This window comes from Serratia sp. 4542, assembly GCF_016805595.1.
Lineage (GTDB): Bacteria > Pseudomonadota > Gammaproteobacteria > Enterobacterales > Enterobacteriaceae > Serratia > Serratia nevei.
The window spans coordinates 131,731-155,575 of sequence record NZ_RXKV01000011.1 but is presented as its reverse complement, the minus strand read 5'-3'; the positions used below and the strand labels follow the sequence as shown (position 1 = coordinate 155,575).

Sequence of the window (23,845 nt, the reverse complement as noted above, 5' to 3'; positions counted from 1 at the left end):
CGCTATGCCACGCTGAAACCCAGCTTGCCGAGCAGCTCGGCGCTGGCGCTGTCATCGCATTGCACGGCCAGCGACGACCACTCGCGGCGTTCCTGATAGTGCTTGCGCAGGCGATCGAATTCGCCCGGTTGTCCGGCGACTTTGCGCAGCGGCGCATCATCGCGGCGCACATCATACACCAAGTGCATCAATCGTTTTAACCGCGCTTCATCCAGCGGCCCGTTGAGGCGGATCTGGCTGAACTCCGGCACCGGCAGCAGCGAGGCCAGCGCCACCTGCTGCGGCTGCCCCAGATGGCGGCTGAACGCTTCGAACACCTGAGTGGTGCCGCGCGCCTTGCCTTCCAGCGTATACCCGGCGATGTGCGCAGTGCCGATATCCACCCGCGCCAGCAGCGGCAAGGAGAGATCCGGCTCCGGTTCCCACACGTCCAGCACCGTGCTCAGCTTTTTGCCCTTTTCCAGCGCCTGCAACAACGCGGCGTTATCCACCACCGGCCCGCGGCAGGCGTTGATCAGAATGCGGTTGTCCGGCAGCGCCGCCAACAGATCGGCGTCCGCCAGATGCAGCGAATGGTATGGGCCGGATTTATTCAGCGGCGTATGGAAGGTCAGCACGTCGGCCTCGGCCACCAGCTTCTCCAGCGGCCAAAACTCCCCGGCGTCGCCGCGATCGGCACGCGGCGGATCGCACAGCAGCGTGCGCACGCCCAGCGCTTTGAGGCGCGCGTCCAGGCGGGAACCGACGTTGCCCACGCCGATGATGCCGACGGTTTTATCCCGCAGATGGAAGCCATCGCGTTCGGCCAGCAGCATCAAGGCAGAGAACACATACTCGACCACCGCAATGGCGTTGCAGCCCGGCGCGGCGGAAAAGCCGATGCCCTGCCGTTGCAGCCAGGCGTCATCGACGTGATCGGTGCCGGCGGTGGCGGTACCGACAAAGCCGATGCGGCTGCCGGCCAGCAACGCTTCATTGACCTTGGTGACCGAACGCACCATCAGCGCATCGGCATCCGCCAGCGCCTCACGCGGGATCGGGCGGCCCGGCACTGCCTGCACGTCGCCCAGGCGGCTGAACAGCTCGGCCGCGTACGGCATATTTTCATCAACCAGAATTTTCACTGCGTTCTCCGACGGTTTACGGCTATTTGTCTGCGAAATAGTGTGCCACTGAATCAGGCACGGCGAAAGCGCTCAGGGGTGGTGCCGGCGATCTGCTGGAACATGACGATAAACGCCGACGCGGAGCTGTAGCCGACGTCCAGCGCCACGTCCTGCACGGTCTTGCCCTGCTCGAGCAGCGACACGGCATGCAGGAAACGCAGGCGCTGGCGCCATTCGCTGAACGACATGCCCAGATCCTGCTGGCAGCGGCGCGACAGCGTGCGCTCGGTGGTGTAGACCCGAGCCGCCCACGCCGCCAGCGAGGTGTTGTCCGCCGGGCAGTGCTCCAGCGCTTCCAGCACCGGCGCCAAAAATTTGTCGTCCGACGACGGCAGATAGGTTTGCTGGCGCGGCGACAGGCGCAGCTGGTCGATCAGCACCTGGCACAGGCGCAAATCCTCTTCCGTTTGCGGAATGTACTGCTTACGCGCATAGAAATCCTCGGCGATGGCGCGGAATATCGGCGTCACGCTCACCAGGCAAGGGTCGGCCGGCATGCCGGCACACAGCGCCGGCGTAATGTCCACCATGCGGCACTGCGCCAGCCGCTGGTTATAGCAGGAGTGTTCGATGCCGGCCGGCGCCCACAGCACGAACTCCGGCGGCGCCAGAAAGCGCTGCCCGCCGATGCGCAGCACCATCACCCCGGCTTTGACCCACATCAACTGGCCCCAGGTGTGGCTGTGCGGCTGGAATTCGGTGCGCGCGTTGAACTCCTCGCAGCGGAACTGCACCGGCTTCGGTGCCGGGATCAGCGACTCGGGGAAATGGCGGATTTCTGGCATGGTTTCGTCCCGTGATTTGTCTTGTTTACGCCGATTTTTGTCTGGATATCGCTATATATGATAAACCGGACACGCGTAGACTAGCCAGCATGTTGGACGTTATTGAGAATAATTATCATGAATATGCTTTTCCCGCTGTTGGCCGTGCTGATTTGGTCGATTAACGCCGTCGTCAGCAAACTCTCCGCCACCGCCATCGATCCGGCGGCCATCTCGCTCTACCGCTGGCTGCTGGCGTTGATTGCCCTGACGCCGTTCGTGCTGCCGGGCGTGCTGCGCAACTGGGCGCAGGTGCGCGCCAACTGGTGGAAATTGATGATCCTCGGTTTGCTGGGCATGGTGCTGTACCAAAGCCTGGCGTATTACGCCGCACACAGCGTCAGCGCGCTGTTTATGGGCATCATCGTATCGCTGATCCCGCTGCTGACCATCCTGATCAGCATCGTACTGCTGCGCATTGCACCAACCGTCGGCGTGCTGCTCGGCAGCATACTCTCCTTCTGCGGCCTGATCTGGCTGGTCAGCGGCGGTCAGCCCGGCGTGCTGCTGCAGCACGGTATCGGCAAGGGGGAATTGATGATGCTGCTCGCCACCGCCTCTTACGCGCTGTATGGCGTGTTGACCAAACGCTGGGCCATCGCGCTGCCGAACTGGCAATCGCTGTATGTGCAGATCCTGTTCGGCGTGCTGTTGCTGCTGCCTAATTTCCTGATGGCGCAGGATGTCGGCTTGAACGGCCATAACCTGCCGCTGGTGCTGTTCGCCGGCATTCCGGCTTCGATCATCGCCCCGTTCCTGTGGATCCAGGGTGTGATGCGCCTGGGCGCCAATACCGCCTCGATCTTTATGAACCTGGCGCCGGTGTTTACCGCCGCTATCGCCGTGCTATTCCTGCATGAGCAACTGCACGGTTACCACCTGATCGGCGGCGGCATCACCCTGCTGGGCGTTATTCTGTCGCAGCGGCTGCGCACGCCGCTGACGCGTAAAGCCAAGGCCCCGGCGGCCGACGTCGAATCCTGCAAAGAACAGGCTTAAGGCAGCAGCCTGAAACGCACCCGCACCAACAGGCCGCCCAGAGCGGCGGAGCTCAGCAGCTCCGGGCGGGTGCCGTGATACGCGGTGATGTCCTTCACCAGCGCCAGCCCCAGGCCGGCGCCCGGCTGATCGCCCACGTTGTCCAGCCGATGAAACGGCTGCAGCGCCAGCGCCTTGTCCTGCAAGGCGATGCCGGGGCCGCTGTCTTCAATCTCCAGCACGCCTTCCCCTGCCGCCTGATCCTGAGTGAGGCGCGCGGTCACCACGCCCTGACGCGGCGTGTATTTCAGCGCGTTGTCCAGCAGGTTGGCGCACAGTTCGGCCAACAGCAGCGGTTCCCCCGCCACCTGGCACGCCGCCTCGCCTTCAAATCCGAGATCGATCTGTTTACTGCGCGCCTGCGGCAAGCGGGAAAAACAGGCGTCGCGCAGCACCTGCGCCAGATTGACCGGCTGCAGCTGGCGCTCGGCCCGGTGCTCGCTGGCCTTCAGGCGTGAGAGATGCAGCAGGCGGTCGGTCAGCGCCACGGTATTATCCAGCGTCGCGCTCATCGCCTGCAGGCTTTCGCGCCACTGCTGCGGCCGGTCGCTGGCCAGCGCTACCCCAACCTGAGTCTTCAACACCGCCAGCGGCGTGCGCAGTTGGTGCGAAGCATCGGCGCTGAAACGCTCCTGGCGCGCCACCATCAGCCGCAGCCGTTCGATATAGCGATTGAACGCCACCAGCAGCGGCTGCATCTCCGACCACGGCAATACCCGCGGCAGGGGCGTCAGCTCGCCCGGATCGCGCCGCAGCATGATGCCGGAGAGCTTGCGCATCGGCTTCAACACCCGCTTGAGCAGCGCGAACGCCAGAATCAGGGTCAACACCACCACCGTGCCCTGGCTCAACAGCGCCGCAATCATCATCTGGCGCGCCAGGTAACGGCGCGACTCCAGGGTTTCCGCCACCAGAATGGTCGCCATGCCGCTCACGCCCGACTCGTTGATCGGTTGAAACAGCGCCGCCACGCGGATCGCCCGGCCGAGGTATTCCGCATCGTAAAAATGCACCAGCGCCGGGTAGAGCGTGGAACGCGGGATATGGGGCGGCAACGGCGGCAAATCGTCATAGCCCGAAATGCTTTTCCCCTGCGGCGAGATCACCTCGTAATAGAGCTGGTCGTTCATGTTGCGCTCGAAGCTGTCGAGCACCACATAGGGCACATCGACCGCCAGCTTGCCGTCGCGCACCACCAGCCGCTCCGCCACGGTGCGCGCCGACGCCAGCAGCGTGCGATCGTAAGCCAGGGTGGCGGCGCTCATGGCGCTGAAATAGTGGGTGTAGATCGAGATGCCGCCCAACGCCACCAGCGGCAGGCCAAAAAACAGCAGCAGTTGATAGAACAACGAACGCGGCGCGTTAAACCACCGCATTGCACCGCTCCAGGCTGTAACCCAGACCGCGCAGCGTGATGATTGCCACGTCGCTGCCCTGCAGCTTTTTCCGCAAACGGTGTACGTAAAGCTCGATGCTCTCCGGATTAGCCTCGTCGGACAGCGTAAACACCTGCTCAAACAGCTGCTGCTTGGCCACCGGGCGGCCGCGGCGGTGCATCAACGCGGTCAACACCGCCAGTTCGCGCGGCGTCAGCGCCAGCGGCTTGCCTTCCAGCAGGAAATAGCCTTCGTCGTGATAGGTCAACGCGCCGTACTGCAACGCCGGCTGCGCGGCGCCGACGCTGCGGCGCAGCAGCGCCCGAATGCGCGCTTCCAGCTCGTCCAGTTCGAACGGCTTGGTGAGGTAATCGTCCGCTCCCAGATTCAGGCCCTTCACCCGATCGGCCACGTCGGTGCGCGCCGTCAGCAGCAGCACCGGCAGCTCCTGCCCGCGCTTGCGCAGGCGCGCCAGCAAATCCAGGCCGTTCAAACGCGGCAGCGCCACATCCAACACTGCCAGCGCATAGCGTTCGTTGAGCAACAGATGATCGGCCGCCACGCCGTCCGGGGCGACGTCGACGGCAAAGCCGGCGCCGGTCAGCGCCTTTTGCAACCAGTGAGACAGCTCGGGGTGATCTTCAACCAATAACAGTCGCATGTTTCCATTCCATTGATTTACCTGAACAACCTGACGCCGATAGCGCGCTTGTTAACAGATCGATAACAGAGAATGGCATGGAAAATAAGGGGATAAAAGAGCGCCGCGCCGCCAGTTTTGGGAGCTGGCACACAATTATGCATATGGAGCGCGATCGCAGGCCGGTATCAGATCAGCGGAATCGGGCTGTCGGCAACGGCAATGTCCAGCACCGGGCGCAGCTTGTCGGCGGTAAACGGTGAAGAAACCAGCACGGAGCGATTGTTGGCGGCAAACACCAGATCGATGCCGGTCACGCAGGCGGTCATCTGGCAGGCATACTTTTCACCGTCGGCATTGACGAAATGCAGCTCAAATACGCCAATATCGGCGCGCAGCCGCTTTAAACGACACTGCCCGGTTTCACCGGTCATCTCTGCATAGACCTCCGGCAGCCGTTTAATCGCGCACACTTTGGCGCTGTCCCTGCCACCAAACAATTTCCCTAACGAAAACATATTACTGCGTCTCTATTCATTTCATTGCTCATGATTCTATCGCGAAAGCAGAACCGCAAACCTGATATTACGCAGGATTTTGGCCGGTTTTGCCCCCTGTTCTTCTCTTCCTTTCTATGGTAGCGCACCCGCTCTCCGCTCGCGACAAGCGACCCCAATCACAGACTGGAAACTTTTCCGACCGCTGAAAGGTAAATGAAAGGTTGTTGTTTTAACAATCCTGCAACCGCACCCGGCGGGATTTCACAACCAGAACAATACCGAGGGCAAGTCACAATGAAAAAAATAATGACCCGTACCTTTACCGCCGCCGCCCTGCTGCTGGCGGCCAATCAGGCCTTTGCCGTGGAAGCGCCCAAACGCACCGAATGCATCGCGCCGGCCAAGCCCGGCGGCGGCTTCGATCTGACCTGCAAGCTGATTCAGGTGTCGCTGCAGGACACCAAGGCCATCGATAAACCGATGCGCGTCACCTATATGCCCGGCGGCGTCGGCGCAGTGGCCTACAACGCCATCGTCGCGCAGCGCCCGGCGGAGTTCGGCACCGTGGTGGCCTTCTCCGGCGGCTCGCTGCTCAATCTGGCCCAGGGCAAGTTCGGCCGCTATAACGTGGACGACGTGAAATGGCTGGCGGCGGTCGGTACCGACTACGGCATGATCGCGGTGCGCGCCGACTCGCCTTACAAAACCCTGAAAGACCTGATGGACGCCTTCCAAAAAGATCCCAACAGCGTGGTGTTCGGCGCCGGCGCCTCCATCGGCAGCCAGGACTGGATGAAAACCGCGCTGCTGGCGCGCGAAGTCGGCGTGGATCCGCGCAAGATGCGCTATGTGGCATTCGAAGGCGGCGGTGAGCCGGTCACCGCGCTGCTCGGCAACCATATCCAGGCGGTCTCCGGTGACCTGAGCGAGATGGTGCCTTATCTGCAGGGCGACAAGATCCGCGTGCTGGCGGTGTATGCCGAGCAACGTCTGCCGGGCCAGCTGGCCGACATTCCCACCGCCAAAGAGCAGGGATACAGCCTGGTGTGGCCGATCATTCGCGGCTTCTACGTCGGGCCGAAAGTCAGCGATGAAGAATATCAGTGGTGGATCGACACCTTCCAGAAAATGATGGCGACCGACGAATTCAAGCAACAGCGCGATCTGCGCGGCCTGTTCGAATTCAACATGACCGGCAAAGAGCTGGACGCCTACGTGAAGAATCAGGTTGCCCAATACCGTGAGCAGGCAAAAGTGTTCGGCCTGGCCAAATAACCGCAGGGGAAAACCATGAGCGATCGTATTTTTGCCGGCTTCTGGCTGCTGCTGTGTATCGGCGGGCTGTTCATCGGCTGGGGCATCCAAAGCGAATACAGCTATGAACCGCTGGGGCCGCGCCCGTTTCCGCTGGCGATCCTCAGCCTGATGGCGCTGTGCGCGGCCCTGCTGTTGCTGCGCCGCCCGCAGGCGGTGGAGTGGCCGCACAACAAGGTGCTGCAGCGGCTGCTGGTGCTGGTGATCACCCTGGTGCTGTATGCCTGGGGTTTTGAATGGCTGGGCTTCCCGCTGGCGACCGCGCTGCTGACGTTCAGCATCGGCCTGCTGTTTCAAGCCAGCCTGCCGGCGGCGGCTATCTCCGGCGTCGTCATGGGTGCAGCGCTGTATTACGCCTTTGACCAACTTCTCGATGTCACACTGCCGCTCGGCGCCTGGCTGAGCTAACGGGAGCGATGATGGATACCTGGATGTATTTGACCCAAGGGTTCGAAGTGGCGCTGGTGCCGCAGAACCTGATTATCGCCCTGATCGGCTGCTTCGTCGGCACCATCGTCGGCCTGCTGCCGGGCCTCGGGCCGATCAACGGCGTGGCGATCCTGCTGCCGCTGGCGTTTGCCCTCAAGCTGCCGGCCGAATCGGCGCTGATCCTGCTGGCGACGGTGTATATCGGCTGCGAGTACGGCGGGCGCATCTCGTCGATTCTGCTTAACGTACCGGGCGACGCGGCGGCGATCATGACCGCGCTGGACGGCTACCCGATGGCGCAGCAGGGGCGCGCCGGCGTGGCGTTGTCCATCTCGGCGGTCAGTTCGTTCGTTGGATCGATGATCGCCATCGGCGGTATCATCCTGTTCGCGCCGCTGCTGGCCCGCTGGTCACTGGCCTTCGGCCCGGCGGAGTATTTCGCTCTGATGGTGTTCGCCATCGCCTGCCTCGGCAGCATGATGAGCCAAAACCCGCTGAAATCGCTGCTGGCGGCGCTGATCGGCCTGGGGCTGGCGACGGTGGGCGTCGACGCCAACACCGGCGTTTACCGCTTTACCTTTGACAGCGTGCACCTCTCCGACGGCGTGCAGTTTATCGTGGTGGTGATCGGCCTGTTCTCGGTCAGCGAAATCCTGCTGATGCTGGAAAGCACCAGCGCCGGGCAAAAGCTGGTGCGTAAAACCGGCCGGTTGCTGTTCAACCGCAAAGAGGCGGCGCAGTGCGCAGGCCCTACCCTGCGCTCGTCGGTGATCGGCTTCTTCGTCGGCATTCTGCCAGGCGCCGGCGCCACTATCGCCAGTGCGCTGACCTACATGACCGAAAAGAAAATCAGCGGCAACAGCGACACCTTCGGCAAGGGCGACATCCGCGGCGTAGCGGCGCCGGAAGCGGCCAACAACGCCTCGGCCTGCGGTTCGTTCATTCCGATGCTGACGCTGGGGGTGCCGGGTTCCGGCACCACGGCGGTGATGATGGGTGCGCTGACGCTGTACAATATCACCCCCGGCCCGGCAATGTTCACCGAACAGCCGGACATCGTCTGGGGACTGATCGCCGCGCTGCTGATCGCCAACGTCATTTTGCTGATCATGAACCTGCCGCTGGTCGGCCTGTTCACCCGCATGCTGACCATCCCGCTGTGGTTCCTGGTGCCGGCGATCGCCGCGGTGTCGGCGGTGGGGGTTTATGCGGTGCACAGCACCACCTTCGACCTGCTGCTGATGGTCGGGTTGGGCGTGTTCGGCTACATCCTGCGCAAAATGCACTTCCCGATGTCGCCGCTGATTCTGGGCTTCGTACTAGGTGAGATGCTGGAGCAGAATCTGCGTCGCGCGCTGTCGATCAGCAACGGCGAGTTCGGCATTCTGTGGAGCAGCAGCATCGCGCAAACGCTGCTGGTGCTGGCGGTTGCGGTACTGGCGCTGCCGCCGCTGCTGCGCCTGATGCGCAAACGCCGCCAACCGGCGGCCGAGGCCAAAGCCGAGTAACGCGAAACGGGCGGGGATCCCCCGCCCGTTGTGTTTAACGGCGTAGGACCGCAATTCCCCTTTCCAACGCCTCGATATCGTCATCGGCGAGCAGGGGCTGAATCACCGCAAAGTCCGCCTCGGACAAGTCATAGAGGCGCAAGGCAAGCAACCGCGCGATGACCTCCGGCGCGAACCGCCAACGGATAAACCGCGCGGGGTTACCGCCGACGATGGCATAAGGCTCAACATCGCCGACCACCACGCTGCCGGCGGCGACGATCGCCCCTTCGCCTATCGATACCCCTGGCATCAACATCGCCCGCATGCCAATCCAGCAACCGTCCCCCAGCCGGGTGTCGCCTTTGGGGCGGTACGCCCGTTTGATGGTTGCCATAAACGGATACAGGCTCAGCCAGTCGATACGATGGGTGTGGTTGCCGCCCATCAGGATCACTGTTTCGGCCGCGATGCACACATAATCGCCGATCAGCAAGCGATCTATGTCACCCAGCGGCTGCCATTGCCGGCTGACCGCGTCGCCGTGCAGATAGCGCACCACCGAGCGCTCGAAGCCGTTATCCCAGCAGTCGCTGTAGTAGCTGTGGGTGCCTTTGATGATGATATTCGGGTTGGTCACCGTCTGATGCAGCAGCTCGGTTTTGGACCAGTGTTTTTCGGACATGGCGTATTCTCTTGTTACGGGAATAAAAGCCACGGAACGGAATGTCTGTGGCCGTGTTGTCGTTCACTCAACACGGCCATTCAAGCGATAAGCGCTCGTTTCAATCTCGGGTTATTCATCTTACGGCCTCTCTTGCGAGGCGTAATGGTAGCCGATCACGCCTCGGCGGTCTTGCTTTTCAGCAGCAGCACCCCGCCCATCACCAGCGCGCTGCCCAGCAGTTGCAGCTGATTCATGCTCTCCCCCAGCAGGAAATAGGCGATCACCGCGGTGAACACCAGTTCCAGCGACAGGATCAGGTTGGCCACCGCCAGCGGCAGCGTTTTCAGGCTGATATTGTACAGCCCGAAGCCCAGCAGCGTCGGCCCGGCGGCCAGCGCCAGCAGCAACAGCCAGCCGCTCCACTGGATGCCCTGTGCGCCGTGCGACAGGAACCACAGAGAGCCGGCCATGCCGTGGAACGCCGCCAGCGGGAACGCCGTCAGCGCCGCGTTGAACACCAGCTGGTACAGCGCCGAAAAACCGAACACGTACAGGATGGTGTTCCACACCGGATAGCCGCGCTCGCTGGCCACCCGCCCGCCGAGGGTATACAGGGTATAACCGATGCCCGACAGCATCCCGACCAGCAGCCCCAGCAGATCGAAGTGGCTGTTCCCCATGCTGTCGCCGTTGCTGACCAGGAAGCAACCGCCCAGGCTGATGGCGATCACCAGCAATTGGCGCAGCGTCAGGCGTTCGCTGTACATCACCCAGCCGAGGAACACGGTAAAGCCCACCGAGCAGTAGGTCAGAATGGTCGCCACCGACGCGCCGTTCAGCGCTACCGACAGCGTCCACAGGCTGTTGAACAGCGCCAGCAGCAGCCCGTAAAGTGCGTAGAACACCACCTGTTCACGGCGCAGGCGCGCCCACTTCGGTTTCACCAGCAACAAAAGCGGCAACAGCACCAGCGCCACCAGCGCCGCGCGCCAGAACGCCAGCACGAAGGTCGGCAGGTGATAGTACTCGGTCAGCGCGCGAATGATGATGGCGGTAAAGGCCAGCAGCATGGCGCTGATAATGGCGATGACGTAACCCTGGTGGCTGCCCTGAAAGAGGCGCGCGCCGGGCAGCGCCGGCCGGGCGGAAACGCCTGACGGTAATGACATGAGATCCTCGGAGAAATGGCGACGTAAATGCTCAGGCGGACAGTGTAACGCGGCCATTTTTTATCACTATAGCCACTTTACGGCGTTGTCATGCAGGCCACTTTTCTGCGCTTGAAGCCCTGTTGACATGGGGTATAGTAAAAATCACTCTCCATAACCGGGCCAATTTCGCATGCATATCCCGTTGGATCGCGAGCAGGACGTTCCGCTCTATTTACAGATCGAAGAAGCGCTGCGGCGCGCCATCCTCACCGGCGTGTTCGTCGATGGTGACAAACTGCCCTCGACGCGCACGCTGGCGGCCGAACTGGCGGTCAGCCGTTTAACGGTGGATAACGCCTACGCCGAACTGGCGGCCAAGGGCTTTTTACATCAGCGGCGCGGCAGCGGCGCCTATGTCGCGCACCCGCAGGCGCAGGCGCGCCCGGCCCGGCCGAGCAGCGATGCTCCATTCCCGCTGGAGAGCTTCACCACCCTCACCTCGCGGCTGGACGGCTACGCCGACGCCCCGCTGCCGGAGGGGCTGATCAACTTCGCCGCCGGCGTCGGCAGCCCTAAGGTGTTTCCGCTGGAGGCGTTTCGCAAAGTGCTGCTGTCGGTGCTCAGCCGCCATGCGGAAGAGGCCTTCAGCTACGGGGAATACTGCGGCTACTACCCGCTGCGCGATACGCTGAGCCGCATTCTCAGCGCGCAGGGCATCCCCACGCAGGCGGAACAGGTGCTAATCACCAACGGCTCGCAGCACGCCATCAGTCTGGTGGTGCAAAGCCTGCTGGCGCCGGGCGATACGGTGATCGTCGAAGAGCCGACCTACGCCGAAGCGCTGGGCCTGCTGCGCCAGCACCGCATCAATATCGTCACCGTACCGGGCGACCGCCACGGCATGCGGGTGGATTTGTTGCCGGAGTTGTTGGAACGCCACCGCCCCAAACTGATCTACACCATCCCCAATTTCCACAACCCGACCGGCCGCTGCCTGAGCGAGGCGCGGCGGCGACGCCTGCTGACTGTCGCCCAACAGGCCGGCGTGGTGATCCTGGAGGACGACTTCGTCGGCGATCTGCGTTATCAGGGCAAACAGCTGCCGTCGCTGCGCGCGCTGGCGCAGCCGGGCGCGGTGATCTACGTCAGCACCTTCTCCAAAATGCTGCTGCCCAGCATGCGCATCGGCTATCTGGTGGCGGACAGCGAACCCTATCAGCGTTTCGCCAGGCTGAAACACGTCGACAGCTTCACCAGTTCCAGCCTGATCCAGCGGGCGCTGGACGCGTTCGTCACCGTCGGCCGTTACGACAAGCAGCTGCGGCGCGCCGGGCGCGTCTACCGCCGCCATCTGGAGGTGATGATTGATGCCTTGCAACGGCGGCTGCCGCCGGGGTGCCGCTTCGAAACGCCGCAGGGGGGCTTATTTATCTGGCTGACGCTGCCGGCGACGGTGACCACCACCGAACTGATGCCGGTCGCCTGGCGGCACGGCGTAACCTTCGCACGCGGCGAATGCTTTTATGCGCAGGAACAGCTGGGCGCGCACGGCCTGCGGCTGAACTTCGCCGCCAACTCGCCGCCGCAGATTGAAGAAGGTATCGCCCGGCTGTGCCGGGCGATTGAGGAGGTGATAACGGAGAAAAACGCCGGTTAGACGGCGGCCCACCACAGCCGCAGCTTCATCCCCCAGTAGCTGGTCCAGCCGGTGGTGCTCTGCACCACCTTGCCCTGCGAGACCACCACGAAGGTCGGCGTCACGCCAATCTGCCACTGCGCCGAGAGCGTACCGGCCGGATCGTTGACCACCGGCAGCGCCAGCCGTTTGCGCGCCAGCCAGTGTTTCACCTGGGTATCGTCGCCCGAGCGCAGCGCGACGGTCAGCACGTTGCCGCCCGCCGCCTGCAAACGGGCGACGTCCGGCGTAGTGAAGCGGCAGACGCCACACCAGCTGGCCCAGAAGTAAACCAGCAGCGGCCGCTCATGGCTGAGCTGCGCCAACGACACGCGCTCGCCGTCCAGCGTGGTCAGCGTCTGAGCATCGAAGGCCGGCGGCGCCTGCGGCGCGTTCAGCCAATCCATCACCGTCACCACCGCCAGCGCGATCAGCGCCAGCAGCAACAACTCGCGCCCCCAACGCTTGAGCTTAGCCATGGTTGGCCTTCGCCAGCTGCTGCTTCACCATCGCTTCCAGCTCTTCATACGACACCGCCCCCGGCAGCATCCGATCGCCGATCAGCGTCGCCGGCGTCCCCTGCACGCCCAGCTGTTCCGCCAGCTCCATATTGGTGCGCAACGTGGTCATGCTCTGTTCGCTGGGCGCCACCGCCTTGACGCCGGTTTTCTCTTGCGCGGCGGCGATGCTGGCGTTGTCGTGGAAGCCCTTTTTCGCCATCAGCCGCTGGTGCAGGGCCCAGAATTGATCCGGGTGCTGTTGCCAGGTGGTGAGCGCCACGCGCGCCGAACTGACCGAGCTTTCGCCCTTGAACGGCAGCAGCTTCACCACCAGCGCCACGTCCGGGTATTGCTTGACGATCTTCTCCAGCATCGGATCAAAACGCTTGCAGTACGGGCAGTTATAGTCGGTAAAGGTCACCAGCGTCAGTTTGGCGTTGGCGGCGCCGAGGCGCGGGCTGGCCGGATCCTGGTACAGCGTTTTGGCGTTCTGCTTGATAGCCTGGCTGATTTGCTGGCCGGCGGTTTGCTGCTGCCAGGCGTCCACCGCCTGCGCCAGAATGTCCGGGTTGGACACCAGCGTTTCGCGGATCATCTCTTTGATACGCGCCTCTTGTGCCGGGGTGAAAGGCTCGGCGGCCCACACCGGGGCGGCGATGATCATCAGTAAAATCAGTAGCTTTTTCATTGTTCGGTTCCTTTGGCATGGGAAAGCGTTTGCAGCACGGCGTCACGGGTCAACAGCGGGGATAACACCTCGCCGTCCGGGCTGCCGGGGCCATAGATTTGGTTGAAAGGCACGGCGACGCTGCCGCGCTTTTGCAGGAAGGCGCTGATGTCGGCCGACGGGCGGCTCCAGTCGCCGCGCAGCGCAACCACGTCGTCGGCGCTCAGCGCGCGCTGTACGTCATCGCGCAGCAGCACATTGAATTTATTGGCTTTACAGGTCACGCACCAGTCTGCGGTCACGTCGACGAACACCCGCTTATGCTGGGCCAGCGCCTCGGTAATCGCTTGCTCGCTCAGCGGTTGCCACTGCACCCGATCCTGCAACGGCTGGCGCCACAGGCCGGCGGTCAGCGATCCGGCCAGCAAGGCCACGCCCGCCAGCACCAACGTGCCCGCCGCCAGCTTGGCCGCCAACCGTGCGCCCTGCTGACGCCACACCGCCAGCAGCAACGCCAGCAGCGCCAACGCCCCCAGCCACAGCGTGGCCTGCACGCCGATATGATTGCTCAGCAGGCTCAGCAGCCACAGCGACGACGCCAGCATCAGCAACCCCATCGCCAGCTTGACGGTATTCATCCAGCGGCCGGGGCGCGGCAAGCGCAGCGCCAGCGATGGCCAGGCGGCGATCAGCAGCCACGGCAGGCTCATGCCGATGCCGAGCGCGATGAACATGCCCCACAGCACCGGCAGCGACGCCGCCAGCGCGAAGGCCACCGCCGTGCCGAGAAACGGCGCCGAGCACGGCGTCGCCAGCAACGTGGCAAACGCGCCCTGCCAGAAATGGCCGCTCAGACCGTGCCCATTATGGGTCGCCAGCGACGTATTCAGATCGGACGAGAGGCGCAGATGGAACAGGCCAAACAGGTTGGCGCTGAACAGCAGCGTCACCAGCACCATAAAACCGATAAACCACGGATTCTGGAACTGAATACCCCAGCCGAGCGCATGGTTGCCGAGCCGCAGCAGCGTCATCAGCAAGGCCAACGCCATAAACGAGGCGACGATACCCAACGACGACGCCAGGAACTGCAAACGCACGCTGCGCCGATCGCGCCGTTCCACCTGCAGGATGGAGCCGAGCTTGATGCCCAGCACCGGCAGTACGCACGGCATCAGGTTGAGGATCAACCCGCCCGCCAGCGCCATCAATACCGCCTGCCATAGCGGGAATGCCGCACCGGCGGGCGCGGCCAGCGGATCGCCAATCGGCAGCGTAATCTGCTGCGCCATGCCGTCGTCGTCGATCACCAGCGTCAGCGTTTTGCCGCGCAGATCCGGCGCCGCATCGCCCCAGCCATCGCTGACCGGCACTCGCGCCAACAGCTGAGCGCCGTCGGTCTCAACCTGCGGCTTGCCGAGATCGGCATCCGCCAGCGTATCGAAGAACAGCGCGGGCTGCTGCCAACCGGCGGCGCGCTCGGCGGCGATCTGCAGCTCGCCGTTGCGGTAACCGGCCTTGACGCCCTCCGCCACCCCGGCGGCGATCGGCACCTGCCCCATCGCCTGCGCGAAGTCGTGGTTAAACTGCGGATCGTTCGGCGTCGTCAGATCCAGGCTGAACGGGTAGTCGGTCAGAATGCAGACGTTACTGCAGGTGGATAGCGTCAGGGTGCCCGCCAGCGGGCCGGATATCTGGCCTGACATCACGATCGGCAGCGTGACCCGATCGTGATAGCCCTGGGTGGAAATGCCGGCCACCTCGAAACGCTGCGGCGTCGGCCAGTGCCAGGTCGCCGGCGGCGGGTTGCCCTGCCAGACGATAGCCGGCGCGATGCCGCCTTCGCCTGGGGAACGCCAGTAGGTTTTCCAGCCCTTTTGCAGCTCGACCGACAGTAGCAGGCGGGTTTCCCCCGGCTGTGACGTGTCGGCACGCAGCCGCACCTTGGCATGATCGTTGGCCGGGTTTTGCAGCCAGCCGCTGTCCGCCGCCTGCAAGGCAGGCAGCCACAACATAAACAGGCAAGCGCAGGCCAGCCTGATAATTTTCAACATGTTAATTCTCCATAAATGATTAATTCACCGCGAAAAACGGGCGATTAACTCATTCATGGAAAACGCATAATCGAAGGTGCACCCTGAGGGTGGGCGGTGAAATGGCGCGAGGGGGAGGAATACGCAGGCGCGCGGCAATGGTCGGCGCCAACAGCGCCAGCAGCAGGCCCAGCCCGAACAGAACGGTTTCGAACATCACCGGCGGTGCGGCCAGCAATGACTTGGCGCTCAGTTCACAGGGCGTCGGCTGCGCTTCGGCGGCGGTGTCACTGGACTGAACGGCGGTGGCGGCCGGGATCCCCAGCGTTTGCTGCAGCGCATGCAGGCCCGCCATGCGCTGGGTCATGCACGTCAGCACCACCAGGCAAGCCAGGCATAAAAACCATTTTGCAATCCGCTGCCGTTTAACCATGCCATCCTCATGTTCGGGTCTGGGGTTATCTTAGCGACGCGGGCGCGATTAGCAACGTTTTGTCGGTAAAGAAATGTCTGAGCGGCGGTATTGATGGCGGCGATTTACAGGTATCATAGCGGGTAAGCCTGCGCTTTTCGCCGGGTACGATGATGATTCTCTCCTCCAGGCATTCTGCGGGGATACACAGCGAAGGACTGGTGATATGCAACCTTTGAGTGGGCCGGGCACCCCAATCGCCGGCGAACGCCCTCCCTCCCCGGGCAAAACGGCGGCCACTGACGATCAACCCCTTTCTCCGGCACAGCGCACGACGCTGGAAAAGCTGATCGTGAAAATCATGACGCTCAGCCCGGCAAAATCGGCGGAGATCTGGGCGACTCTGCGCCACGAGCTCGGCGCCGACAACGGCGGTGAACTGCTGGCGCGCCATTTTCAACCGGCGGAACAGCTGCTGCAAACGCGCCTGACGCAGGCGCAGCAAAACCACGCCGGGCGCCAGCTGTTGCAACAGCTGGCCGAATTGCTGCCGCAGGGCAACAACCGCCAGGCGGTCAGCGACTTTATTCGCCAGCAGTTCGGCCACACGGTACTGAGCCAGCTGAGCCCACCACAGCTGCAGCAGGTGCTGAATCTGTTGCAGACCGGCGGCCTGACCATTCCTCAGCCGCAGCAAACCGCCACCAGCGATCGCCCGCTGCTGCCCGCAGAGCATCAGAGCCTGCAGCAGCAGATCACCAAACTTAGCGCGGCCACCGGTGAAGCGCCGGCTAAAATCTGGCAAACGCTGTTTGATCTGGCGGGCGTGAAAACCAACGATCCGCTGCCGGCGCGCCACTTCCAGCTGTTAAACCAATTCTTGCAAGTGAAGGTGGCCCTCAGCCCGCAGAGCGCGCCGACGCTGAACAATCTGCTGGCGGCGCTCAAGCAGCCGGCGGACGAGCAAGAGCTGCAGCAGATGAACGACTACTGCCAGGCGCGCTTCAACTGCGGTGCCAATGCGCCGCTGACGCATCCGCAAATGAGCGACGCCATTCATCAACTGTTTGCCCGCCGCCTGGAAAAAGCCGGCCAGGCTCAGGCTATCGTCAGCCACCCTGTCGATCCGCAGCCGCTGCTCAACCCGCTGATCGCCGCCCTGCCGCTGCCGCTGCAAAAAGCGCTCAGCAAACCCGCCGTCGCGCTGATCCTGCTGCTGTTGGCGCTGGCCGTCGTGCTGGCTCTGGTGTTTTAACGCCTCAGGCGCAGCCGCAGTCCTCAACAGCCGCCCGATCGCGCAACGATCCCGGCTGTTCGCCGATGGCCAACGGATGGCCGTCGCGCAGCCAGAAGTCCAGCCCGCCGATCAGCTCCTTCACCCGGAATCCCAGCTTCGCCAGCTTGTAAGCGCCCTTGGTGGAACCGTTGCAGCCGATGCCGTCGCAGTAGGTCACATACACTTTTTCGCGATCCAGCTGCGCCGTGCTGGCTTCATCCATCAGACGATGCGGCAAACTGAGCGCACCGGGAATATGCCCGGCGGCGTACATCGCCTCCGCGCGGGTGTCGATCACTATCACCCCCTCCACGCCATTGCGCAGATCCTCCGCCACGTCCCAGGCATCCGCATAGCGGCTCAGTTTGGCCGCCAGGTAGGCCAGGCTCTCTTCCGGCGCCGCCGGAGGAAAAGCCAGCACTAATGATTCTTTCGACATACCATTCACTCCCGTGCATCAAGACAGATGACAATAGTGCCCCATTTTGGTCTTATGATTGATACCCATTTTCCAACCGTGATAAGACCCATTATGCGGCACTCGCTGGTCACGTTGTTTCAGCAATCGCCCCACACCGCCGGCACGCTGCGCGATCGCCTGTGCGGCGCATTACGGCAGGCCATCCACCAAGGGGCATTGAGCGTTGGGCAACGCCTGCCTTCCGGCCGGGTGCTGGCCAGCGATCTGGGCCTCTCGCGGGTGACCGTCGAAGCGGCCTACGGTCAGTTGGAGGCGGAGGGATACCTGCAGCGCCGCGTCGGCCAGGGCACCTTTGTGGCGATTATCATCGCCAAATCACCGCCGCCGGCGACCGCTGCCGGCATACCGCGCCTTTCGCAGCGCGGCCAACAGATCGTACAAACCGGCGGCTGCCGCGATCCGCAGCAGCCACGGGCGTTTGCCGCCGGCTCGCCGGATCTGCGCGCGTTTCCGCTGGCCTTGTGGAAGCAACTGACCGCACAGCGCCTGCGGCTACAGGGAGAAAGCCTGCTGCGCTACGGCGACCCTCAGGGCTATTTGCCGCTACGTGAAGCGATTGCCGCCCACGTCAATCAAACGCGCGGCGTGATCTGCGATGCACGGCAGGTTATCGTGCTGACCAGTTCGCAGCAGGCGCTGCAGCTGATCGCCACGCTGCTGCTGGACAGCGGCGACAGCGTCTGGATGGAAGAACCGGGTTACACCGGGGCAAGAAATGCTTTTATCAGCGCCGGCGCCGCCCTGACGCCGGTCGCGGTGGACGGCGACGGCCTGCGTGCTGACCCCTCCTTGCCTGACCCTCGTTTGATTTATCTGACGCCCTCGCACCAATACCCAACCGGCGCAGCGCTCAGCCTGGCACGCCGGTTGGCGCTGCTGGCGCTGGCGGACAGGCGGCAGGCCTGGATCGTCGAGGACGATTACGACAGCGAGTTTCATTACGACGGCCTGCCGATACCGGCGATGCAGGGCCTGGATCGCCGTGGCCGGGTGCTTTACCTCGGCACCTTCTCCAAATCGCTGTTCCCTTCGCTGCGGTTGGCGTACCTGATCGTCCCGCCCACGCTGGTTGACGCGTTCGTCACCGCGCGCACGGTGTATGACGGCCACAGCGCGCAGCTGATGCAGGCGGTCACCGCCGAATTCATCCATCAGGGGCACTTCGCCGCGCATATTCGCTATATGCGCCAGCTCTACCGCAGCCGGCGCGATGTGTTACTGGCGGAAGTACGCGAAAAACTCGGCCACTTCGCCACGCCAGCTCCCGCCGCCGGCGGCCTGCAGCTCAGCGTCTGGCTGCCGCCCGGCCAGGAGGCGGCGCTCAGCCGACAGGCGCAGCGGCTCGGCATCCTCACGCCCCGGCTGACGGCACAATACCAGACGGCTCAGGCGCAGCGCGACGGCTGGCTGCTGGGCTTTTCGGCCCTGACGCCGGGCGAGATCCGCAGCGCCGTCGAGCGGCTGGCGCAGATCGCCGTGGCTTAGCCCGGCCTCAACGGAATGCGACCGGCTTATTGCTCGGTCAGGCGCATTTCCGCCACCAGCGGCAGGTGGTCGCTCACCGCCGGCCAATGCACGCCGTTCCAGTCGCCGCTGGCGTTCGGTACCGTCAGGCTGTCCAGATGCCAGCGCTGCGCGTTGCCGGTGAAGATGTAATCCACCTTGATCTCGGCGTTTTCCGCCGGCCAGCTGCGGCCATCCTGCCCGTTAGGCATGATGTCGTTCCAATAGCGGCTCAATTCCAGCCAGGTCACGCTGCCCGGCACATCGTTCATGTCGCCGAACAGCAGCTTGATACCGCGCACTTCGATGGTGCGATCGTTCAGCTCCCGCACCTGATCCAGGCGCATTGTCGGGTCTTCCTTGGTATCGAGGTGGGTGTTGAACAGGGTGATCGGCGCCGGGAACTCCGGCACGTCGACCTTGGCGCTGAAGGCAATGCGCTGTTCGCGCTGGCCGGACGGCAGCGGATAGATCACGGCGTCGTGCAGCGGATACCTGGAGAGAAACGCCAGGCCATATTCACCGCCGTCGAAGTCGATCGCCCGGCCGAACACCGCTTGCATGCCGGTCAGCTTCGCCAGCTCCGCCGCCTGATCGACGCGGCCGCTGCGGGCGGTGAGCTTATCCACCTCTTGCAGCGCCACCACGTCGACGTTCATCGCGCGAATCGCCTTGGCGATGGCGGTCATGTCGCTGACCTTGCCGGCGGCGATATTGAAGCTGGCGACGCGGATCTTCGGCGCCTGTTCCAGTTCGTAGGTTTTGTTTTTCAGGCCGCCCAGCGCGCTAGCCACTTCGCGGCTGTTGGCGTTGCTGTTGGCATGTCCGGTGTCGGCAGAGGACCAGGCGCTGGGAGAAAGGCCAAGGGACAGTAAGGTGATAAGCAGAGCGTGAGCGGTGTGCATGAATTCTCCTTGAGGAACAGATAAGTGTTATGCGGGCGCTTCCCGGCCCACAGCTAACACCGATTTTGCCGCAGAAACCTGCGACGATTTCCTAGTTTCACCGCTATTTTTCGTTTCTGCGCGATGCTTCGCATTCTGGCGGTTTACGCATTGCACCGTTGGACAAACGGCTGATTTCGTTTTAAAACCGGTAGATTGCCAACCGCGAGGAGTTCCGATGACCAGCCCGATTGCCGAACAGCTCACCGAACGTTTCTTCCGCTACCTGGCGGTGACCAGCCAGAGCGACGCCGCCGCAACCACCCTGCCCAGCACGCCGGGGCAGCATGAGATGGCGCAGCTGCTGGCGGAAGAGCTGCGCCGGCTCGGCCTGGCCGACGTGCAGATAGACGACCACGCCACCGTCACCGCCCGCAAGCCCGGCACCCAACCCGGCGCGCCGCGCATCGGCTTCATCACCCATATCGACACCGTGGACGTCGGCCTGTCGCCCGAAATTCGCCCGCAGCGCCTGCGCTTCACCGGCGAAGATTTATGCCTGAACACCGAGCAAGATATCTGGCTGCGCACCGCCGAGCACCCGGAGATCCTGCCCTACCGGAACGAAGAGATCCTGTTCAGCGACGGCACCAGCGTACTGGGCGCCGACAACAAGGCGGCGGTCACCGTGGTGATGACGCTGCTGGCCAACCTGACCGCGGCCGATCGCCACGGCGATATCGTGGTGGCGTTCGTGCCGGATGAAGAGATCGGCCTGCGCGGCGCCAAGGCGCTGGATCTGCAGCGTTTCGCCGTCGATTTCGCCTACACCATCGACTGCTGCGAGCTGGGTGAAGTGGTGTACGAGAATTTCAACGCGGCGTCGGCGGAGATCCGCATCGAAGGGGTGACCGCGCACCCGATGTCGGCGAAAAACGTGTTAATCAACCCGATACGCATCGCCAACGACATCATCAACCGATTCGACGTGCAGGATACCCCGGAACACACCGACGGGCGCGAGGGCTATTTCTGGTTCACGGATCTGGCCGCCAATGCCAATCAGGCGACGCTGAAGGTGTCGATTCGCGACTTCGATCGCGCCACCTTCGAGGCGCGCAAAACCCGCCTTGAGGAGACGGTGCGTCAGGTGGCGGCCAACTATCCGCGCGCCAACGTCAGCTGCAGCATCAGCGACATCTACAGCAACATCAGCAACGCCATCGGCGAAGATCGGCGCGCCATCGATCTGATCTTTGGCGCCCTTGCCGCCCACGGCATCCCGCCGAAGGTGATCCCGATGCGCGGCGGCACCGACGGCGCGGCGCTCTCGAGCCGCGGCATCCTGACGCCCAATTACTTCACCGGCGCGCATAACTTCCACTCGCGCTTCGAGTTTTTACCCGTCAGCGCCTTTGTGAAATCCTACCAGGTAACCCGCAGCATTTGCCTGTTGGCCGCCCGGCAGAGCGGTAATCCGGGCTAGCTCAACAGCCAGCCGACCAGCGCGGCCCACGCCAGCAACGGCAGCGAGTAATAGTGGAAGCGCAACCAGATCTTGCGCTCCCCCGCCATGCGCAGCGCAATCAGGTTGGCGAGCGAGCCGACCGCCAACCCGAAGCCGCCGGCATTGACCGCATAGGCCAACTGCGCGCTGGAGGGCACATAGTTGAGCAGCAAAATGGTGGCCGGCACGTTGCTGACGATCTGCGACAGCCCGACGCCCAGCGCATACACCCCGCCGTCGCTCAGCCCGGCGATAGCGGCAAACGCCGGCTGAAGCGGCGGCAGGCGGGTAAACAGGCCAACATCGATAAACATGGCGGCGAACACGAAAATCAGGCTCCAGTCGATCTGCAACAGCACCCGGCGCGCCAGCAACAAAAAGCCGGCGAACACCGCCAGCAGCCCATACAGCGGCAGACCGATATCCAGGCACAGCAGGAAGATCGCATACAGCCCCACGCAGCTCAGCAACAGCGGCCGTTGATAGGGGTAGCCCTCGGTATTCGGCGTTTTCACGATGTCGCGCGCCGGGAAGCTGAACCAGGTCAACGCCAACAGGCTCAGCATCATCGCGGCGCCAAACGGCGCCATCTGGCCGATGAAGCCGAGGAAAGAAAGGCCGGAGCGGCTCCACAGCAGGATATTTTGCGGGTTGCCGATCGGCGTCAGCAGCGAACCGGCGTTCACCGCCAGCGCCTGAAAGATGATCAAACGGCCCACCGGCAGCGCCGATAGCTTTTTCAGCGTGATGGTGAGCGGAATGACGATAAACAGCGCCACGTCGTTGGTCAGAAACGACGACAGCAGCGCGGCGGAAAACACCAGGAACAGCGCCAGCCGCCGTTCGCTATGCAGCCGGTTGATAATCTTGCGGCCAACGACGTCGAAGTAGCCGCTGACCTCGACGCCTTTGGTCAGCAGCATCAGCCCCAACAGGGTAATGAGGGTGCGGCCGTCGATAAACCCGCCCAGCGCCGCCAGCGGCTGCGGATGAAAGGCGAACATCGCCACGCCGGCCAGCAACAGCGCATGCAGGAAACGGTCTTTGACAAAGGGATGGATAAGCCGGGAAATGGCGGTTGCACTCATGGTGGCAGCTTGAAACCTCAGCGAAAAGCATGAGCGAGACGTTAGCTCAGGCGCAGCCGCAACGCCAGCAAAATGCTATTTTACCTTTATCCGCTTTCCATTTGCCGCGCTTTACTTTATTTGTAGCGGCTTTCTCGTTTTCAAAGGACATGTTATGGCTTCCCTGTTCGCCAAAGGGGCGTTGCTCAGCGCCTTATGCGCCCTGCTCGCCGCCTGCGACGATGCCTCCTCCCGCCCGCAAATCGCTATCGACGGCAAGACCATGGGCACCTTCTACAGCGTTAAAGTCAGCGGTGACGTCGCGATCGGCAAGCAAGAACTGCAGCGGCAGATCGACGCGGTGCTCGAACGGGCCAACGACGATATCTCCACCTACCGCGCCGACTCGGTGCTGTCGCAATTTAACCGTAGCGCCAGCCTCGAACCGCAGCCGATCCCGCGCGGCATGGCGGACATCGTGCTGATGGCCCAGCGCATCGGCCGCGATACCGGCGGCGCCATGGACATTACCGTTGGCCCACTGGTGAACCTGTGGGGATTCGGCCCCGACAAGCATCCGGTCAAGGTGCCGGAACAGGCGCAGATCGACGCGGCGAAGCAGCGCATCGGCCTGCAGCACCTGAAGCTTATCAGCGACAATCGCGGGGAGTGGCTGCAAAAAGATCTGCCGGACATGTACGTCGATCTCTCGACGCTGGGCGAAGGCTACGGTGCCGATGAACTGGTGCGCCTGATGAACCGCAACGGCATTACCAACTACCTGGTATCGGTCGGCGGCGCGGTCTCTTCACGCGGCGTCAACGGCCAGGGCAAACCCTGGCGGGTGGCAATCCAAAAGCCAACCGACCGTGAAAACGCGGTGCAGGCGCTGGTGGATCTGCACGGTTACGGCATCAGCACCGCCGGCAGCTACCGCAACTACTTTGAACAAAACGGCCAGCGCTACTCTCATGTCATCGATCCGACCACCGGCAGGCCGATCAACCACCGGCTGGTTTCCGCCACGGTGATCGCCCCCACCGCGCTCGAGGCCGACGGCTGGGATACCGGCCTGATGGTGCTGGGCACGGAGAAAGCGTTGAAACTTGCCGAAGAGAAAGGGCTGGCGGTCTACCTGATCAGCAAAACCGACGACGGCTTTAGCGCCGTGATGACGCCGCAGTTCAAGGCGTTTTTGGTGCAGTGAAATAAAAAAGCCCGGCACGCAATGGCCGGGCTGGTTGCATG

At 63.2% G+C, this 23,845-nt stretch carries 23 protein-coding genes; 9 read left to right on the top strand and 14 right to left on the bottom strand.

The genetic code is table 11. The features are described 5' to 3' along the window. Window positions 1-2: 2 nt before the first annotated feature. Together pdxB and EKL15_RS17905 are read right to left on the bottom strand one after the other, a co-directional pair. Window positions 3-1,124, bottom strand: coding sequence for a 4-phosphoerythronate dehydrogenase PdxB (gene pdxB / locus EKL15_RS17910; protein ID WP_060420017.1), 1,122 nt, complete (start codon window positions 1,122-1,124; stop codon window positions 3-5). Window positions 1,125-1,177: 53 nt separating this feature from the next. Further along, on the bottom strand, window positions 1,178-1,951 hold the full coding sequence (locus EKL15_RS17905; RefSeq protein ID WP_038876456.1) for a helix-turn-helix domain-containing protein: 774 nt from the start codon (window positions 1,949-1,951) through the stop codon (window positions 1,178-1,180). Between the two features lie 117 nt (window positions 1,952-2,068). Between EKL15_RS17905 and EKL15_RS17900 the strand changes: the two genes are divergently transcribed. Then, window positions 2,069-2,989, top strand: a complete 921-nt coding sequence (locus EKL15_RS17900; RefSeq protein WP_055311859.1) for a DMT family transporter — start codon at window positions 2,069-2,071, stop codon at window positions 2,987-2,989. Here EKL15_RS17900 and EKL15_RS17895 read toward each other — a convergent pair. The 3 genes from EKL15_RS17895 to EKL15_RS17885 all read right to left on the bottom strand — a co-directional run bounded on the left by EKL15_RS17895 (window position 2,986) and on the right by EKL15_RS17885 (window position 5,478). Further along, on the bottom strand, window positions 2,986-4,404 hold the full coding sequence (locus EKL15_RS17895; protein WP_187322633.1) for a sensor histidine kinase: 1,419 nt from the start codon (window positions 4,402-4,404) through the stop codon (window positions 2,986-2,988). The two genes, EKL15_RS17900 and EKL15_RS17895, sit on opposite strands and share 4 nt — an antisense overlap. Continuing rightward, window positions 4,391-5,065 (bottom strand): transcriptional regulator TctD, encoded by a 675-nt coding sequence (gene tctD / locus EKL15_RS17890; protein WP_164113517.1) that lies wholly within the window; start codon window positions 5,063-5,065, stop codon window positions 4,391-4,393. Before tctD ends, EKL15_RS17895 begins: the two co-directional genes overlap by 14 nt. A 167-nt stretch (window positions 5,066-5,232) precedes the next feature. Continuing rightward, window positions 5,233-5,478, bottom strand: a complete 246-nt coding sequence (locus EKL15_RS17885; protein WP_226908273.1) for a hypothetical protein — start codon at window positions 5,476-5,478, stop codon at window positions 5,233-5,235. Between the two features lie 360 nt (window positions 5,479-5,838). On the opposite strand from EKL15_RS17885, the gene EKL15_RS17880 reads away from it, so the two are divergent. From EKL15_RS17880 to EKL15_RS17870, 3 genes are read left to right on the top strand one after another with little or no spacing between them, the layout of a single operon-like run. Further along, the gene (locus EKL15_RS17880; protein ID WP_033635359.1) at window positions 5,839-6,819 is read left to right on the top strand and encodes a tripartite tricarboxylate transporter substrate binding protein; all 981 of its coding nucleotides are present in this window, start codon (window positions 5,839-5,841) and stop codon (window positions 6,817-6,819) included. A gap of 15 nt (window positions 6,820-6,834) precedes the next feature. Continuing rightward, window positions 6,835-7,266, top strand: a complete 432-nt coding sequence (locus tag EKL15_RS17875; protein WP_019453755.1) for a tripartite tricarboxylate transporter TctB family protein — start codon at window positions 6,835-6,837, stop codon at window positions 7,264-7,266. Window positions 7,267-7,277: 11 nt separating this feature from the next. Beyond that, complete coding sequence (locus EKL15_RS17870; protein ID WP_016926872.1) at window positions 7,278-8,795, top strand: tripartite tricarboxylate transporter permease; 1,518 nt, start codon at window positions 7,278-7,280, stop codon at window positions 8,793-8,795. A gap of 34 nt (window positions 8,796-8,829) precedes the next feature. Here EKL15_RS17870 and EKL15_RS17865 read toward each other — a convergent pair whose 3' ends face one another. Continuing rightward, window positions 8,830-9,459: a CatB-related O-acetyltransferase gene (locus EKL15_RS17865; RefSeq protein ID WP_180547525.1), complete on the bottom strand. Its 630-nt coding sequence runs from the start codon at window positions 9,457-9,459 to the stop codon at window positions 8,830-8,832. Window positions 9,460-9,614: 155 nt separating this feature from the next. Continuing rightward, window positions 9,615-10,610, bottom strand: a complete 996-nt coding sequence (locus EKL15_RS17860; RefSeq protein WP_203090155.1) for a DMT family transporter — start codon at window positions 10,608-10,610, stop codon at window positions 9,615-9,617. Between the two features lie 172 nt (window positions 10,611-10,782). Between EKL15_RS17860 and EKL15_RS17855 the strand changes: the two genes are divergently transcribed. Then, window positions 10,783-12,249, top strand: coding sequence for a PLP-dependent aminotransferase family protein (locus tag EKL15_RS17855; protein ID WP_203090152.1), 1,467 nt, complete (start codon window positions 10,783-10,785; stop codon window positions 12,247-12,249). On the opposite strand, the gene EKL15_RS17850 is transcribed toward EKL15_RS17855, so the two are convergent. The 4 genes from EKL15_RS17850 to EKL15_RS17835 are packed head-to-tail and all read right to left on the bottom strand — an operon-like array spanning window position 12,246 to window position 15,900. Continuing rightward, window positions 12,246-12,746, bottom strand: coding sequence for a protein disulfide oxidoreductase (locus tag EKL15_RS17850; RefSeq protein ID WP_047730177.1), 501 nt, complete (start codon window positions 12,744-12,746; stop codon window positions 12,246-12,248). The two genes, EKL15_RS17855 and EKL15_RS17850, sit on opposite strands and share 4 nt — an antisense overlap. Beyond that, window positions 12,739-13,455 carry a DsbA family protein gene (locus EKL15_RS17845; protein ID WP_038876482.1) on the bottom strand — a complete coding sequence of 239 codons (717 nt, stop codon included), beginning with the start codon at window positions 13,453-13,455 and terminating at the stop codon, window positions 12,739-12,741. The genes EKL15_RS17850 and EKL15_RS17845 overlap by 8 nt, the downstream gene beginning before the upstream one ends. After that, window positions 13,452-15,488 (bottom strand): protein-disulfide reductase DsbD, encoded by a 2,037-nt coding sequence (locus EKL15_RS17840; RefSeq protein ID WP_203090150.1) that lies wholly within the window; start codon window positions 15,486-15,488, stop codon window positions 13,452-13,454. The genes EKL15_RS17845 and EKL15_RS17840 overlap by 4 nt, the downstream gene beginning before the upstream one ends. A 49-nt stretch (window positions 15,489-15,537) precedes the next feature. Further along, window positions 15,538-15,900: a hypothetical protein gene (locus EKL15_RS17835; RefSeq protein ID WP_060439335.1), complete on the bottom strand. Its 363-nt coding sequence runs from the start codon at window positions 15,898-15,900 to the stop codon at window positions 15,538-15,540. Between the two features lie 205 nt (window positions 15,901-16,105). Between EKL15_RS17835 and flk the strand changes: the two genes are divergently transcribed. Further along, window positions 16,106-17,134, top strand: a complete 1,029-nt coding sequence (gene flk, locus EKL15_RS17830; RefSeq protein WP_060420006.1) for a flagella biosynthesis regulator Flk — start codon at window positions 16,106-16,108, stop codon at window positions 17,132-17,134. A 4-nt stretch (window positions 17,135-17,138) separates the two neighbouring features. On the opposite strand, the gene EKL15_RS17825 is transcribed toward flk, so the two are convergent. Beyond that, window positions 17,139-17,594: a rhodanese-like domain-containing protein gene (locus tag EKL15_RS17825; protein ID WP_197782866.1), complete on the bottom strand. Its 456-nt coding sequence runs from the start codon at window positions 17,592-17,594 to the stop codon at window positions 17,139-17,141. Window positions 17,595-17,687: 93 nt separating this feature from the next. Between EKL15_RS17825 and EKL15_RS17820 the strand changes: the two genes are divergently transcribed. Further along, window positions 17,688-19,121 (top strand): PLP-dependent aminotransferase family protein, encoded by a 1,434-nt coding sequence (locus EKL15_RS17820; RefSeq protein WP_203090147.1) that lies wholly within the window; start codon window positions 17,688-17,690, stop codon window positions 19,119-19,121. A gap of 26 nt (window positions 19,122-19,147) precedes the next feature. Here EKL15_RS17820 and EKL15_RS17815 read toward each other — a convergent pair whose 3' ends face one another. After that, on the bottom strand, window positions 19,148-20,044 hold the full coding sequence (locus EKL15_RS17815; RefSeq protein ID WP_141959834.1) for an endonuclease/exonuclease/phosphatase family protein: 897 nt from the start codon (window positions 20,042-20,044) through the stop codon (window positions 19,148-19,150). Window positions 20,045-20,261: 217 nt separating this feature from the next. Here EKL15_RS17815 and pepT point away from each other — a divergent pair, with 217 nt between their 5' ends. Further along, window positions 20,262-21,509: a peptidase T gene (pepT, locus tag EKL15_RS17810; RefSeq protein WP_141959836.1), complete on the top strand. Its 1,248-nt coding sequence runs from the start codon at window positions 20,262-20,264 to the stop codon at window positions 21,507-21,509. On the opposite strand, the gene EKL15_RS17805 is transcribed toward pepT, so the two are convergent. After that, window positions 21,506-22,618 carry an SLC13 family permease gene (locus EKL15_RS17805; RefSeq protein WP_060419991.1) on the bottom strand — a complete coding sequence of 371 codons (1,113 nt, stop codon included), beginning with the start codon at window positions 22,616-22,618 and terminating at the stop codon, window positions 21,506-21,508. The genes pepT and EKL15_RS17805 overlap by 4 nt on opposite strands. A 154-nt stretch (window positions 22,619-22,772) precedes the next feature. Here EKL15_RS17805 and apbE point away from each other — a divergent pair, with 154 nt between their 5' ends. Next, complete coding sequence (apbE, locus tag EKL15_RS17800) at window positions 22,773-23,804, top strand: FAD:protein FMN transferase ApbE (RefSeq protein WP_070915272.1); 1,032 nt, start codon at window positions 22,773-22,775, stop codon at window positions 23,802-23,804. Window positions 23,805-23,845 lie beyond the last annotated feature (41 nt).

Bases quoted from the DNA above. Each gene is read 5' to 3' on its own strand.
- EKL15_RS17905 (WP_038876456.1), bottom strand. From the start codon at position 1,951: ATGCCAGAAATCCGCCATTTCCCCGAGTCGCTGATCCCGGCACCGAAG.
- EKL15_RS17900 (WP_055311859.1), top strand. From the start codon at position 2,069: ATGAATATGCTTTTCCCGCTGTTGGCCGTGCTGATTTGGTCGATTAAC.
- EKL15_RS17895 (WP_187322633.1), bottom strand. From the start codon at position 4,404: ATGCGGTGGTTTAACGCGCCGCGTTCGTTGTTCTATCAACTGCTGCTG.
- tctD (WP_164113517.1), bottom strand. From the start codon at position 5,065: ATGCGACTGTTATTGGTTGAAGATCACCCCGAGCTGTCTCACTGGTTG.
- EKL15_RS17885 (WP_226908273.1), bottom strand. From the start codon at position 5,478: ATGACCGGTGAAACCGGGCAGTGTCGTTTAAAGCGGCTGCGCGCCGAT.
- EKL15_RS17880 (WP_033635359.1), top strand. From the start codon at position 5,839: ATGAAAAAAATAATGACCCGTACCTTTACCGCCGCCGCCCTGCTGCTG.
- EKL15_RS17875 (WP_019453755.1), top strand. From the start codon at position 6,835: ATGAGCGATCGTATTTTTGCCGGCTTCTGGCTGCTGCTGTGTATCGGC.
- EKL15_RS17870 (WP_016926872.1), top strand. From the start codon at position 7,278: ATGGATACCTGGATGTATTTGACCCAAGGGTTCGAAGTGGCGCTGGTG.
- EKL15_RS17865 (WP_180547525.1), bottom strand. From the start codon at position 9,459: ATGTCCGAAAAACACTGGTCCAAAACCGAGCTGCTGCATCAGACGGTG.
- EKL15_RS17860 (WP_203090155.1), bottom strand. From the start codon at position 10,610: ATGTCATTACCGTCAGGCGTTTCCGCCCGGCCGGCGCTGCCCGGCGCG.
- EKL15_RS17855 (WP_203090152.1), top strand. From the start codon at position 10,783: ATGCATATCCCGTTGGATCGCGAGCAGGACGTTCCGCTCTATTTACAG.
- EKL15_RS17850 (WP_047730177.1), bottom strand. From the start codon at position 12,746: ATGGCTAAGCTCAAGCGTTGGGGGCGCGAGTTGTTGCTGCTGGCGCTG.
- EKL15_RS17845 (WP_038876482.1), bottom strand. From the start codon at position 13,455: ATGAAAAAGCTACTGATTTTACTGATGATCATCGCCGCCCCGGTGTGG.
- EKL15_RS17840 (WP_203090150.1), bottom strand. From the start codon at position 15,488: ATGTTGAAAATTATCAGGCTGGCCTGCGCTTGCCTGTTTATGTTGTGG.
- EKL15_RS17835 (WP_060439335.1), bottom strand. From the start codon at position 15,900: ATGGTTAAACGGCAGCGGATTGCAAAATGGTTTTTATGCCTGGCTTGC.
- flk (WP_060420006.1), top strand. From the start codon at position 16,106: ATGCAACCTTTGAGTGGGCCGGGCACCCCAATCGCCGGCGAACGCCCT.
- EKL15_RS17825 (WP_197782866.1), bottom strand. From the start codon at position 17,594: ATGTCGAAAGAATCATTAGTGCTGGCTTTTCCTCCGGCGGCGCCGGAA.
- EKL15_RS17820 (WP_203090147.1), top strand. From the start codon at position 17,688: ATGCGGCACTCGCTGGTCACGTTGTTTCAGCAATCGCCCCACACCGCC.
- EKL15_RS17815 (WP_141959834.1), bottom strand. From the start codon at position 20,044: ATGCACACCGCTCACGCTCTGCTTATCACCTTACTGTCCCTTGGCCTT.
- pepT (WP_141959836.1), top strand. From the start codon at position 20,262: ATGACCAGCCCGATTGCCGAACAGCTCACCGAACGTTTCTTCCGCTAC.
- EKL15_RS17805 (WP_060419991.1), bottom strand. From the start codon at position 22,618: ATGAGTGCAACCGCCATTTCCCGGCTTATCCATCCCTTTGTCAAAGAC.
- apbE (WP_070915272.1), top strand. From the start codon at position 22,773: ATGGCTTCCCTGTTCGCCAAAGGGGCGTTGCTCAGCGCCTTATGCGCC.